Source organism: Streptomyces sp. NPDC059718, assembly GCF_042733315.1.
In the GTDB taxonomy this organism is placed as follows: Bacteria; Actinomycetota; Actinomycetes; order Streptomycetales; family Streptomycetaceae; genus Actinacidiphila.
The window spans coordinates 24,065-37,963 of record NZ_JBHWGA010000056.1 but is presented as its reverse complement, the minus strand read 5'-3'; the positions used below and the strand labels follow the sequence as shown (position 1 = coordinate 37,963).

Here is a 13,899-nt window from a genome sequence, read left to right as displayed (position 1 = left end):
GGTGGTTCCATTGAACCGAGCTGACCTGCGGAAATGTTAGAACGATGCTCGCTCGTCCTTGCACGTTCCTCTCATGCAGGGGAGCTGTCGTACGCGATGGTGCTGCAATGGGCGCATGCCCTTCGAAGAGCTCCGCACCCTGCTGGCCCGGCACGCCCGCCCCGACTCGACCACGGACATCGACGGCGTCCTGGTCTCGAGGGTGGACCGGCGGGATCCGCCGGCGCCCTCGACGTCCGGCACGGTGCTCGCGGTCATCGCCCAGGGCGCCAAACGCCTCGCGCTGGGCGACCGGGTCTACGAGTACGGCCCCGGGCAGTACCTGGTCGCATCCGTCGACCTGCCCGTGACCGGGCAGTTCACCCAGGCGGACCCCGACCGGCCGGCGTTGGGCTTCGGGCTCACGCTGGAACCTTCCTCCGTCGCCGAGTTGCTGTTGCAGGCCGGCCCGGGGGACATCCCCCGGGCCGGCGGGAGCGCCCCGTCGGGGATCGCCGTCAGCGACGCCCCGGCGGCGCTACTGGACGCGGTGGTCCGGCTGTTGCGCCTGCTCGACGAACCCCGTGACCGCGCCGTGCTGGCCCCACTGGTCAAGCGCGAGATCCTGTGGCGTCTGATCACCGGCGAGCAGGGTGCGGCGGTGCGCCAGCTCGGCCTGGCCGACAGCGGCCTCAGCCACGTCTCCCGTGCCGTGCGCTGGATCCGCGAGCACTACGCCGAGCCGTTCCGGGTCGAGGACGTGGCGCGTCGCTCCGGGATGAGCGTCTCCGCCTTCTACCGCAACTTCCAGGCGGTGACCGCGATGAGCCCGATCCAGTTCCAGAAGCAGATCCGGCTACAGGAGGCACGACTGCTGCTCGCCACCCACCCGGGCGACGTCACCGGGGTCGGCCAACGCGTCGGGTACGACAACCTCTCGCAGTTCAGCCGCGAGTACCGCCGCCAGTTCGGCGCTCCCCCGAGCCGGGACGCCGCGCGCATGCGGAACACCGCGCACACCCCGTAGGCGCGCAAGGAAGCGGGAACGAGGGCCCATTGAGGCCGCCCAGGCGATCCCGGCTTGACGTGTCGTCAGTGACGGCCGGCGGCCCGGCGTTGTTCGGTACGCGACCGGCTATCGGGCGGCGGCGTTTCCTTCGTCCGTGCCGACGGTGGCGTTTCCGCCGCACTCCTCCATGGGCGGCCCTCACGCCGCGCATCACCAGTATGGGTGATATCCGCTGCGGTCCCCTGATCCAGGGAGCCGGCTGTTCGTCGCGTGAATGGGGTAATCGGCGCCATGCGCGCGCGATCGCGCGAAACATTCATTGACGCATCACCGCGCGGCCGATGAGACTCCATTTCCGGTAAAGAATGTGCAAGGGGCAACTATGAAGTCGTTCGTGCATAGAGGACAGATCACTAAGGTGGTCTTCGGCAGCGGAACGCGCAAGCGGCTCGCCGACGAGGTCAGGGCGCTGGGACGCGGCCGGGCCCTCATGCTGTGCACCCCCGGCCAGACCGACCAGGCCCGGGAGGTGAGCGAGCTCCTCGGCCCGCTCGCCGCCGGGGTGTTCGACCAGGCGGCCGCGCACACGCCCGTACCGGTCACCGAGCAGGCGGTCCACGCGGCCCGCGCGGCCGGCGCGGACTGCCTGGTCGCCGTGGGCGGCGGCTCGACGATCGGCCTCGGCAAGGCCGTCGCGCTGCGCACCGGGCTGCCGCAGCTCGCCCTTCCCACCACCTACGCGGGTTCGGAGATGACCCCGATCCTGGGCGAGACCCAGGGCGGCGCGAAGACCACCCGGCGGCTGCCGGAGATCCTGCTCGACACGGTCGTGTACGACGTCGACCTCACCCTGACCCTGCCCCCGCACGTCGCCGCGGTCAGCGGGCTCAACGCCTTGGCGCACGCCGTGGAGGCGCTGTACGCCCAGGACGGTGACCCGCTCGCCTTCCTCACCGCCGGTGAGGCCCTGGACGCCCTGGCCGCGGCCCTGCCGGCGATCCTTCGGGATCCCGCGGACACCGAGGCGCGCGCCGCCGCGCTGTACGGGGCATGGCTGGCGGGGACCTGTCTGGGCACCGTCGGCATGGCCCTGCACCACAAGGTGTGCCATGTCCTCGGCGGTTCCTTCGGCCTGCCGCACGCGGAGACCCACGCCGTCGTGCTGCCCCACGTCATCGCGTACAACGCCCCGGCGGCCGGGGCGGCCATGGCCCGGATCGGCCGGGCGCTGCCCGGCGCCGACCCCGCCACGGCGGTCTTCGACTTCGCGGGCGGCATCGGCGCGCCCCGGGCACTGCGTGACCTCGGCATGCCCGAGTCGGGCATCGGCGAGGCCGCCGACCTGATCGTCCGGGACGGCTACTGGAATCCGCGGCCGGTGCGGCGGGACGCCGTGCGCGACCTCCTGCAACGGGCCTGGGCGGGCGAACCGCCGCACCGGGCCGCCGACGACCATTCCTCCGACCCGACGGGAGCCCGTCATGCGTGACCTCACCGATTCCACCATCACCGGGGCCGTCGTCTCCACGGTCAGCGGCGCGAAGGACGACCGCCTCGCCGAGATCCTCGAGTGCCTGGTCCGGCACGCGCACGACTTCGTCCGTGAGACCGGCCTGACCGAGCAGGAGTGGGCGCGCGGCGTGGACTTCCTCACGCGTACGGGGCAGAAGTGCACCCCCACACGGCAGGAGTTCATCCTGCTGTCCGACGTGCTGGGGATCACGATGCTGGTCGACGCGCTCGGCAACCGGCGGGCGGAGGGATCGACGCAGAACAGCGTCCTCGGTCCCTTCTTCCGTGACGACCGCCCGCAGGCGGCCGACGGCGCCGACATCTCCGAGGGGCTGCCGGGCACGCCCTTGTTCTTCGAGGGACTGGTGACCGACGACCACGGCGCGCCGGTCGCGGACGCGGGGATCGACGTCTGGCACAGCGACGCGGACGGCCACTACGACGTGGACGTCCCCGGCCTGTCCGACCCGGCCATGCGGGCCCTGCTGCGCACCGACGGCGAGGGGCGCTTCCGCTTCCGCTCGATCCGCCCGTCGAGCTACCCCATCCCGGACGACGGTCCGGTGGGCGAGATGATGCGCGCCACCGGCCGGTCCGTGATGCGGCCGGCGCATCTGCACGTCGTGATCGCCGCCGAGGGGTTCCAGCGTGTGACCACGATGCTGTTCCCCTCCGACGACCTGTACCTCGACCAGGACCCGGTCTTCGGCGTCAAGCAGTCGCTCGTGACGCAGTACGCGGGCCACCCGGCCGGCACCGGCCCGTACGGCACGCTGACCGACCAGCCGTACACGCTGCTCCGTCACACCTTCGTGCTCGAGCCGGGACGGTCGGCTCATGACCCACGGCCTTCCTGACGGGCGGCGCCCGGCCCTGCCGGACCTGCCGGCGCACGTCGTGCCCCGGCCGCGGGTGACCCGCCGCGTCCTTCAGGCGCTGGCGGGGCATCCGGTGCTGGTCGTCGCGGCCTCCGCCGGGGCGGGCAAGACCACCGCGGTGCTCCAGGCGGCACGGGCCCTGCCGGGCCCGGCCGCCTGGATCCCCCTGGGCGGGCTCCCCGCCGGGGACGGCGCCGGTGAGGTGCTCCGCGGCCGTCTGGCGGAGGCGGTGTCCGGCGCCGGCGCGGGGCCGCCCGTGCTCGTGGTCGACGGGCTGGAGCACGTCGCGGGCCGGGCCACGGCCGAGGAGGCGCTCACCGCGCTCGTCGTGGAACCGCCGCGGGGGCTGCGGCTGGTGCTCGTCACGCGCGCAGAGCCGCCCCAGGGCGTCGGAGGTCTCGCAGACGTCCATCGCGTGGCGTTCCTCGACGACACCGACCTCGCCTTCGACGTCTCCGAGGCGGCCCGCGCCCTGCGTCCCACCGGGCAGGACGGCCGGGCGCTGTTCCGGGTGCGGGCCACCGGGGGCTGGGTCACCGGGGTCCTGCACGACTGGTGGGCCACGGACCCCGCGGCCGCGCCGGGCAGGCTGGACCTGCTCTCCTCCGACCTGCTGCGGCAACTCACCGAGGACGAGACGGCGCTGCTCGTGGCCACCAGCGTGCTGGACGAGGTGACCGCCGAGTCCGCCAACGCGCTGGGGCTGTACGGGCCGGACCGGGTCATGGCCTCCCTCCGCCACCGCCGGCTGCCGCTGACCTGGTCCCGCGACGGCACCTGCATGCGGGCGCTGCCACGGTTCCGTCAGTATCTGCTCAAACGCGCCGACGCCATGGAAGTGGGCGCCCGGCGCGAGCTGAGACGCCGGCACGCCGCGTTGCTGGAGACGGCGGGCCGTCACGAGGACGCCGTGACCGAGCTGCTGATGGCCGGGGAGTCGGCGGCCGCCCGGCGCGCCGCAGAACAGGTCCTGCCCGGCATCCTGGACCGGCTGGACCTGACCACGGCGGAGAGCTGGCTCGACCGGATGCGGCCGGTGCCCGGGCCGCCCGCCCCGGGGCTCGCGTCCGCCGCGCTGCGCGTCGCGTTCGGCCGCGAGCAGTGCTGGCGCGGGCTGCGGCTGGCCGACCACCACGGACCGTCCTGGTGGGGCCGGCTGCCCGAACAGCCCGGCGGCAGCGAGGACCTGGCGCTGCTGGTGTGGTGCTTCTGGCACGCGGGCAGGCTCGACGAGGCCCGGCGGATGCTGCGGGTGATGCCCCCCGGCCGCCACCGCGACATCGCCACCGCCCTCATGTCGCTGGCGGACGGCGGCCCCCTCACCCCGCTCCCGGACCTGCGGGCCGACGCCGCGGGCCCGGTCGAGGTCATGCTGATGCGGATCGCCTACATGGGCGGACGGCTCGCCGAGCTCCAGGACGATCCCGCCCCGCCCGGTGCCTGGCGCCGGGCGACCGGCGCCCCGTGGACCGTCGCCGCGCTCCGCGCGACCGGCCGCATCTCCCAGGCCGGCGAGATGTACGCGTCCCTCGGGGACGGACCCCGGCCGGTGTGGCTGACCGCCATCGACGACGTGGAGCTGATGGCCGACCTCGGACGGCGCGAGGAGGCCTGGGCCGCGCTGGCGGCCGGACGCCCGGCCATCGCCGCGACCGGCTCCCGCGTGTACGAGATCCTCAGCCTGCTGCTGGAGGCCAAGCTCGCGCTGCGGCTCGACCGCGACCTGGCGCGGGCCGCCCGGGCGCTGACCGCGGCCGGCCGTCGGGGCAGCGCCCGCTACGCCTTCACCGGGGAACTGTCCGGCACGTGGCGCGGCCTGCAACTGCTCCTGGCGGGCCGTGACCAGGAGGCGGCCCGCCAGCTGGCCGACGCCGTCGCCGCCATGACCGTGGGCGACCGGCTGCTGGAACTGCCCACCGCGGCCGTCTACTTGAGCGAGGCGATGTGGCGCGCCGGTGACGTGGAGGCCGCGGACGCCGCGGCCGACCTGGCCCTGGGGGTGGCCGCCGCCCACGGCGGCCGCCACCTGCTGCTGCAGGCGCTGGACGACATGCCGGCGGTCGCCGTGCGCAGGGCCGACGCCGAGCCCTCGCACTCCTCGCCCTGGCACGAGCTGGTGGCGGCGCGGTCCTCCGGTCCGGCGCTCAGCGCCCCCGCCGCACCGCGGCTGGTCCTCGAGGAGTTCGGCGCGGTCCGGCTGTCCGCGGACGGGCGGGAGGTCCACCCGCGCCTGGCCAAGAGCACCGAACTGCTGGCGTTCCTGCTGGCCAGGACCGCCGCGACCGCGCGGCGCCCGCTGCTGCTGAGCGCCTTGTTCCCCGGCCGGAGCGACGCCGCGGGGCGCAGCTACCTGCGGCAGGCGGTGTACCGGCTGCGGGAGGTGCTTCCGGAAGGGCTGGCGCTCCTGCAGGACGGCGACGTCTACCGGCTGACGCCCGAGGTGTCCGCGGCGGGCTCCTCGGGCACCTTCCGGCGGCTGCTGGCCGAGGCCGGCAGGCAGGACGGCGAGCACCGGCTCCACACCCTGCTGCAGGCGCTGCGGACCGCGGGGCGCGGCCCGTACTTCGAGGGCGTGTCCACGCCGTGGCTGGACGCCCGGCGCGAGGAAATGGCGGCCGCGCTCATCCAGGCGCAGGTCGACGCCGGCGCCGTCGCCCTGCGTCTGGGCCGGATCCGTGAGACGCGGGAGCTGGCGGGAGCGGCGCTGGAACGTGATCCGTACCGTGAGCAGGCCTGGCGGCTGGCGCTGGCCGGCGCCGAGGCGGCCGGGGACGACGACGAACTCATCGAGCTGTACCGGGGTTACCTGCGGGCCATGGCCGATCTCGGCGTGCGCCCGTCGGAAGAGATGAGACGCCTGGTCGAGCGGCTGCGCCGATGAGCCGTGAACCCCCGGCCACACTGCGGTTTCCCTCCTATTAACAGGTGGCGGCGCACAGTTCACCACGTCCACCAGGGCTCGGCACACTCCTTCCCGGAGGTCTCCCATGACTGAAACCCTCGACATGACCGTCGCCTTCCGCGCCACGATGGGACGCCTGGCCACCGGGGTCAGCGTCATCACCACGCGGACCGCAAGCACCCCCGTGGGCATGACGGCCAGTGCGGTCTCCGCACTGTCGCTGGACCCGCTGCAGCTGATCGTGTGCATCGGCAACCACCTGTTCACCCGCACCGCGATCGCCGAGCACGGCCGTTTCGCCGTCAACGTCCTGGGCGAGGACTGCGAACACCTGGCCCGCACCTTCTCCGCTCCGGTGAAGGACCGCTTCGCGGGCGTGAGCGTCGACGAGGACCACGGCGTGCCGGTGCTCAAGGAGGCGATCGCCACGATGGTCTGCGACGTCTCCCAGGCGCTGCCCGGCGGCGACCACACCATCTTCGTCGGCGACGTCCGGCACTTCGAGCACAAGACGCAGGCCCGTCCGCTGCTCTATTTCGCGGGCGGATTCGGCGTCCTGAGCTAGGTCCTGTCGTCACAGTCCCCCCGGTGCCCGGTGCCGTGTCGTGCCCGCCGGGCACCGGGGACCCTACGGCCCGGTGGGAGGCTCCATGAACACCATTGCCGAGTACAAGCTCCACCCGCCCGCGCGGCCACGGCAGTTCGTGCCGCGGCCGCGGCTGCTGCGTCGTCTGGACGCCGCGGTGGAGCCCGTGGTCGTCGTCTCGGCGCCGCCGGGCGCCGGGAAGAGCTTGCTGCTCGCCGACTGGGCCCGCGCCCTCCAGGCCCGTGACGGCCAGGTGGCGTGGCTGGAGCTGGACGCGTACGACAACACCCCGGCGCGGCTGTGGGCCGGGATCCTCACGGCGCTGCGCCCGTTCCGGCCGGGGCTGCCCACTCCCCCGCCCGCCGCGGCATGGACGCTGGAGGTCTGGGTCCAGGACCTGCTGCCCCGCATCCTGGCGGCGCCGGCGGGCGGATCGCCGCTCACCCTGGTGCTGGACGGGGTGGAGTGGCTCACCGACCAGGCGGCCCTGCGCTGCCTGGGGGACTTCCTGACCGCGCTTCCCGCGGGCATGCGGGCCGTGCTGGCCACCCGCCACTTCCCCGGGGCGCCGGTGCCGGCGCTGCGCGCCCGGGGGCTCGCCGCCGACCTCGCGGCGGACGAACTGCGCTTCACCCCTGAGGAGGCGGCCGCCCTGCTGGCGAGCCGCTCCGGCGGCCCGGTGGACGAGCGGAGCGTGCGCGAGCTCTACCACCTGACCGAGGGATGGGCGGCGGGCCTGTGCATGCTGGGGCGCACGCGCGCCGGGGCCGCGGCCGGCGCCCGTCCCGGCGGGCCTGCCGTCGACGGCGCCCGCGCGGTCGCCGACTACCTCGGCACCGAGGTCCTGGACCGGCTCACCACCGAGCAGCGCGCCTTCCTGCTGCGCACCAGCGTCCTGGACGAACTGAGCCCGGAGTCCTGTCATGCCGTCACGGGCAGCGACCGGGCCGGAGTGCTGCTGCGCGACCTCGCGCGGACCGTGCAACTGCTCGTGCCCTCGGGTACGGCTGCGGGGGCCTACCGGCACCACCCGGCGTTGCGCGCGCTGCTGTCCGGGGTCCTGGCCACCGAGCAGCCCGGTGGGGCCGCGGCACTGCACCACGCGGCCGGGCACTGGTACGGCGAGCGGCGTCGGACGACGCCCGCCGTACGGCACTTCGTGGAGGCCGGCGACACCCCCGGCGCGCTGGCGGCCGTCCTGCAGGCCTGGGAGGAGACCCTGGCCGCGGGCCGGACCGCGGACGTCGCACGGTGGCTGCGCATGCTGCCGGCTCGCGCGGTCCGCGTCGACGCCCGGCTGTGTGTCGTGGCGGCGATGACCGCGTTGTGCGAGGGCGATCCCGAGGCGGCCGAGCGGTGGCTCGACGTGGCGAAGGCCCGGCCGTGCGGGCCGGGCACCGTGGGGGAAGGGGGAACGGTGGCGCAGGCGGCGGCCGTTGCCCGTGCCCTCGTCCGCTGTCTGCGGGGGGAGGGCCCCGCTCAGGTCCGGCTCGACGGGGCGGACGTGCGCCGTCCCGCCGCGCTGACCGCCTGGCGGGCGCTGGCCTGCGTCGCCCAGGGCACCGCACTGCTGTGGCAGGGGCGTACGCAGGAGGCGGACGCCCGCCTGGCCGAGGCGGTCCGCGACGCGCACGGCGCCCGGCACTCGCTGGTCCTCGTCCGCGCCCTGGGCTCGCGGGCCCTGTGCGCGTATCTGGACGGGAAACGGGAACGGGCGCGCACCCTGGTGGAGCAGGCGCTGGACACCGCCCGTGCCGACGGACTGACCGGCCACTTCACCGCCGCGCCCGCCCATCTGTGCCATGCGGGACTGCTGTTGGAGGACCTCGCCCGCACCGAGGCCGCCGAGTCCCTGTCCGGCGCGACACGGGCGCTGACGGCGACCGTCCACGGCGGCGAGCCGCACTTGTGGGCGCTGGCCGGCGTCGTCGCGTCGGGTCTGCCACGCGGCGTTCGCGGCGCCGTCCCCGTGTCCGTGCCCGAGGAAGGCGGTGCCGTTCCGGAGGTGCTGGGCGGTCTGCTCGCGCGCCTTGGCACGGCGCGGCCCGAGCCGGCCACAACAGCAGCACCGGTGCCGCGAGCGCGGGACCTGTCCCCCGGGGAACGCCGCATCCTGCGCGCCTTGTGCGGTCCGCTGACGCTGCGGGAGATCGCCGCCGAGCTGCACGTGTCCCGCAACACCGTGAAGACCCAGGTCAGTTCCCTCTTCCGGAAGCTCGACGCGCACAGCCGCAGCGGCGCGGTGGCCCGGGCCCGGGAGTGCGGTGTGCTGCATCCCGGGCCCGGCACCTCCTACGAGGCGTCCTGCCGGCGGGCGTAATCCGCCTGGGCCGTGTACGCGGTGTCCTTCTCCTCGGCGGGACCGTCGATGCCGCACACCTTCCGGGCGAGGTCGGCGATGGGCCCGCTCGGGGACAGTTCGGCGCGCTTCATGGTGAGCGTGCGGATCGCCAGCAGCGGCGTGCCGTTGAAGTTCTCGAAGGTGCTGATGCGGTCGCCCCAGTCGGACAGGAACAGGTCGCGAATCACCCGGCTGATCTTCAGCCGGTCGTGCGGCCTGCCGACCGGGCCGGTCTGCAGTGCCTCCAGCCAGGGCCGCAGCTCCGGGCGCTGCCACTGCCCCTCGGTGGGGAAGATCAGCGAGGCGCGCCCGGCCAGGTCGATCACCTCGTTGACCATGCGGGCGATGTTCTCCAGGTAGTACGCCCTGCCGTAGTCGAACATCAGGACGTTCGGCTTGTACAGGCCGCCCGGGGTGGTGAAGCCCTCGTCCTCGCAGGCGAGCACGTGGGCCTTCAGCGTCTGGTGGAACCCCGCGAACTGCGAGATGCGCGCCTGCACCGGGGGCAGCTGGTACGTGCCGATGTGCTCGGTGATCAGCAGGGTCAGTCCGAGCATCAGCTCGGCGCGCACCATCTGCCGCACGAGCGCCTGGTAGTGCAGCCAGTCGAAGACGCGCTGCGGGTACAGCGCGGCGTGCTGGGGGTTGCCGATGTGGAACACCCGGTCCCAGGGGATCAGCACGTCCTCGAAGAGGATGACGCTGTCGAGCTCGTCGCCCTGCGAGGCGAGCGGGTGCTCGACGTCCTCGCCGTCGCGGACGTTGCTCTCCCGGCAGATGACGGTGACGCCGGGCGCGTTGGGCGGGACCGCGCCGAAGACGACCTGCTCCGGCTGGATGCCCGGGCGGTAGAACACGCCGATGTGGATCCAGTCGCCGAAGGCCGCGCCCGTGCCGATGGCCTTGACGCCCCGGACGGTGATGCCCTCGTCGGAGGTGGCCACGACCTTCAGCGCGGGCGATTCCGCCTGGGCGGACTCCCGGGAACGGTCGGTCTGCGGGTCCACGAACGCCGGCGTCGTGTTGAGGTCGCCGTCCCGCGCCTGCCGCCAGAAGTCGAGGATCCCCGCGGTGAGGTCCCGGCCGTCGGTCCCCACGGCCTGGCTGCTCCAGGGCTCGGGGTCGTCGACGTAGGTCAGCAGGACGTAGTTGTTGACGTCGGGGGTGCGCGGGGTGGCGCCGCCGCCCAGCTCGCGCAGCACGGTCTCGATGTAGCGCCGCTTGCGCTTCAGGTCGTCCTTGCTGCGGTGCTGGAACCACGTCATGGACCGGCGGACACCGTCCTCGTCCACGAACGTCATGACGTCCTGGAGGTCCGGGCGGTGGTGCAGGTCGTAGAACTCGGCGATCCGCCGGGCGTACGCCCTGGTCTTCGGGTGCGTGGCGACGTTGTCGACGAGCTCGTCGCCCACCCACACCTTCCGGCCGTCGTCGAGTGCCGCCAGGTATTCCTTGCCTGTACGCACGTCGTGCTCCTTTCCGGGACACGGGATCTGGACGGAACGCAGCCTGCGCCCCAACGGGGTGAGAGCGAGCCCCGCCGCGGCACATCACCCCGGGTGAAACCGCCGGTCACAGGCCCTCCGGCATTGAGGAGGCCCGCTCCCGTGCGGCACCATTGCGGCATGCACGATGCGGTCTCCCGGACGACGCACTCCCCCCGCCTGAGGGGCCGCGACGACGAGATCGCCGCCCTGCGCGCGGCCCTGGACGGGGTGCTCCGCGGGGAAGGCGCGTGCGTGCTCGTGGAGGGCGCGTCCGGCACCGGCAAGAGCGGACTGCTGACCCGCCTGGGAGAGCTGGCGGACGCGGCCGGTTTCGACGTCCTGTGGGTACGGGCCGACGAGCTCGACCAGTACGCCCCACTGGCCGCGCTGTACGCCGCGGTGCACGGCCCCGCCGCCGGCGCGGGCCGGGCCCCCGACGCCACCGGCGACCGCCGGCTGTGGCTGCTGGACGGCATCACCGACGCCCTGGAGGACCGCGCGCAGCGCGCCCCGGTGGCGGTACTCGTCGACGACGCGCAATGGGCGGACCCGGCCACCGTGTTCGCCCTGCGGACGCTGCCCGGGCGGCTGGCGGCCTCCCGGGTCCTGTGGATGATCGCCGTACGCTCCGGCACCGAACGGACCGACGTCACCCGGATGAGCCGTACGCTGCGCGAGCGGGGCGCGCGCGGCCTGGCCCTCGGGCCGCTCCCGCCCGCGGCGCTGCGGCAGCTGGCGGCGGACGTCCTCGGGGCGGCGCCCACCCCCGCCCTGTCCCGGCTGCTGGACGGCAGCGCGGGCAACCCCTTCCTGGCGATCGAACTCCTGCGCTCGCTGCGCGACGCCGACGCCGTCGGCATCCATGACGGCACCGCGACCCCTCTGTCCCAGGAGATGCCCGCCGGATTCCGGCGCAGCGTCCAGGAGCGGCTGGACCGGCTCCCCGAGGACGCACGGCATCTGCTGCAGATCGGCTCGGTGCTGGGCCGCGCGTTCGACCTCGGCGTCGCCGCCCGGATGCTCGGCAGGCCCGTCGGCGGGCTGCTGTCCGCCGTGGACAGCGTCCTGGGTGCGCAACTGCTGGTCAGCGCGGGCCGCCGGTTCGCCTTCCGGCACGACCTGATCCGGCAGGCCGTCCACGACGACCTCCCGCTGCCCGTGCGCGTGGCCCTGCACCGGGAGGCCGCCGACGCCCTGCGCGACGGCGGCGGCGACCGGGCGGAGATCGCCTGGCACCTCGTCCTCGCCGGCGGCACCATCGACGACGCGTCCGTGCACACGCTGACCACCGCCGTCCGGGAGCTGTCGCGAACGGTCCCCGGCTCCGCCGCCGACCTCGCACGTCAGGCGGCGGACCTGCTGCCCGCCCACGACCCGCGGCGCGTCGAACTGCTCACCCACGCGGCCGAACTGCTCGGCTGGACCCGGCGGGTCAACGAGGCCCTCGAACTGGTCGACGCCACCATCTCCGACGGACTGCAACCCGCCCAGGAGGCCGCGCTCCGGCTGGTCGGCGGCGAGATCCACCAGGCGGCGGGCGACGACGCGGCCGCGATGAGCCATCTGCGGCGGGCCCTGGAGCTGCCCGGCCTCCCGGAGGACCTGCGCGTCCGGCTGCTCAAGGCCAAGGCGACCGCCCACATCCACCGCCGCGAGATCGCGGCCGCGGAGGAGACGGACACCGGGCTGGTCGAGGCGGCGTACCGCAGCGCCGACCCGGCCGTCGTCGTCAGCGCCATGGTCTTCCAGTCGCAGACCGCCTTCTACCGCGGCCACCTGGCCCGCGCCCTCGAACTCGCCGAGAACGCATCCGGACGGGCCGCCACGACCGCCGACGGCCTGCGGCTGCGGCCGCCCCGCATCCCGGCGCTGTGGCTCGCCATCGTGATGCTGTCCACCGACCGGCTGGAGGACGCCCCGCGGGTACTGCGCGAGGGGCAGCGCTCCGCCGAATCCCTCGGCCTGGGCTGGTCACTTCCCCACTGGCACGCCTGCCGGGCCATCGCCCTGCTGGAAGGCGGCGCCCTGGACGACGCGGCCGTGGAGGCCGAAGCCTGCCTCACCGTCGCCGCGGAGCTGGAGACGGCCCGCGCGGTACCCCTGGTCCGCGCCGTCCTGGCCCTGGTCGACACCGCGCGCGGCGACCTCGCCCAAGCCGGTGCGCATCTGCGGGCCGCGACGGCGGCCGCACCGGGCGGCACCCCGTACGGCCCGTGGACGGCGCTCGCCCACGCCCGCCTCCTGCGGGCCCAGGGTCACGACACGGCGGCGGCCGAGGCACTCGGCGCCTTCTTCCACGCGGGCGACCGTACGGCCTGGCTGCTCTGTCTGCCCCCCGGCCACTGGCCGGCCCTGGCGCGTACGGCGCTGCGCGGCGGCGACCGGGCGACGGCCGAGGCGGTGGCCACGGTCGTGCGCGACGTGGCCGAGGCGAACGGCGGCCAGGACGTCGTCCTCGCCGTACGGGACCACATCGACGGGCTCCTCCACGACGACCCCGCGGCACTGGGGGCGGCCGTCGCAGGACACCGTCTCGGGGGCCGCCTCCGGGCGGTGGCCGCGGCCCACGAGGACCTGGGCACCCTCCTGGCCGCACACGGCCGTACCGATGCGGCGGTCGCGTCGCTGGAGGAGGCCGCGCGGCTCACGGCGGCGGCCGGGGCCCTCCACGACAACGAGCGTGTCCGCCGCCTCCTGCGGGACCTCGGCGTACGCGCCTCCGGGATGCCCCGCCGCGCGGCCGCCACCTCCGGCTGGGACAGCCTGACCGAGTCCGAGCTGAAGGTGGTGCCCCTCGTCGCGGAGGGGCTCACCAACCGGGCCATCGCCGACCGCCTCTACCTGTCCGTCCACACGGTCAACACCCACCTGAAGCACGTCTTCACCAAGCTGGGCATCAACACCCGCGTGGAACTGACCCGGTTGGCGATGGAACGGACCCGCGTCGGCACCGGCCGGACCTGACCGCGGCCTGATCGGGGCTGATCGCGGCTGATCGCGGCTGATCGCGGCCTCACCGCGCGGGCCGCCAAGATCCCTTGAATGGGCGATGCCCGCCCATGGCCCTCCTCCCGATGCTGGTGGCGGGGCAGGCCTCCGGTCCGGTGGCCGCCCCACTCAGTTCAGGGAGTGAGGGACCATGACGACCGCGCGCGGATACCGCGGCTCTCTCCAGGGCATCGTGGCGGCCGGCGCGGCACCCCAC

General features: G+C 74.5%; 8 protein-coding genes. 7 read left to right on the top strand and 1 reads right to left on the bottom strand.

Annotated elements, in window-relative coordinates; genetic code table 11:
* Positions 1 to 115: 115 nt before the first annotated feature.
* The 6 genes from ACFV3E_RS39590 (at position 116) to ACFV3E_RS39565 (ending at position 9,186) form a co-directional block, all read left to right on the top strand.
* Positions 116 to 1,006 carry an AraC family transcriptional regulator gene (locus ACFV3E_RS39590; protein ID WP_500540307.1) on the top strand — a complete coding sequence of 297 codons (891 nt, stop codon included), beginning with the start codon at positions 116 to 118 and terminating at the stop codon, positions 1,004 to 1,006.
* A gap of 364 nt (positions 1,007 to 1,370) precedes the next feature.
* Positions 1,371 to 2,477, top strand: coding sequence for a maleylacetate reductase (locus ACFV3E_RS39585; protein ID WP_500540305.1), 1,107 nt, complete (start codon positions 1,371 to 1,373; stop codon positions 2,475 to 2,477).
* Entirely contained in the window at positions 2,470 to 3,357 is an 888-nt protein-coding gene (locus tag ACFV3E_RS39580) for a dioxygenase family protein (protein ID WP_500540303.1), read from the top strand. The genes ACFV3E_RS39585 and ACFV3E_RS39580 overlap by 8 nt, the downstream gene beginning before the upstream one ends.
* Positions 3,338 to 6,259, top strand: coding sequence for an AfsR/SARP family transcriptional regulator (locus tag ACFV3E_RS39575; protein WP_500540301.1), 2,922 nt, complete (start codon positions 3,338 to 3,340; stop codon positions 6,257 to 6,259). Before ACFV3E_RS39580 ends, ACFV3E_RS39575 begins: the two co-directional genes overlap by 20 nt.
* Positions 6,260 to 6,365: 106 nt before the next feature.
* A complete protein-coding gene (locus tag ACFV3E_RS39570; RefSeq protein WP_500540299.1) occupies positions 6,366 to 6,845 on the top strand; it encodes a flavin reductase family protein in 480 nt (159 codons plus the stop codon).
* 85 nt (positions 6,846 to 6,930) lie between these two features.
* On the top strand, positions 6,931 to 9,186 hold the full coding sequence (locus ACFV3E_RS39565) for a winged helix-turn-helix domain-containing protein (RefSeq protein ID WP_500540297.1): 2,256 nt from the start codon (positions 6,931 to 6,933) through the stop codon (positions 9,184 to 9,186).
* On the opposite strand, the gene ACFV3E_RS39560 is transcribed toward ACFV3E_RS39565, so the two are convergent.
* A complete protein-coding gene (locus ACFV3E_RS39560) occupies positions 9,159 to 10,673 on the bottom strand; it encodes a 4-hydroxyphenylacetate 3-hydroxylase family protein (protein WP_500540295.1) in 1,515 nt (504 codons plus the stop codon). The two genes, ACFV3E_RS39565 and ACFV3E_RS39560, sit on opposite strands and share 28 nt — an antisense overlap.
* 159 nt (positions 10,674 to 10,832) lie before the next feature.
* Between ACFV3E_RS39560 and ACFV3E_RS39555 the strand changes: the two genes are divergently transcribed.
* On the top strand, positions 10,833 to 13,658 hold the full coding sequence (locus ACFV3E_RS39555) for a helix-turn-helix transcriptional regulator (protein WP_500540293.1): 2,826 nt from the start codon (positions 10,833 to 10,835) through the stop codon (positions 13,656 to 13,658).
* The last annotated feature ends 241 nt before the right edge of the window (positions 13,659 to 13,899 follow it).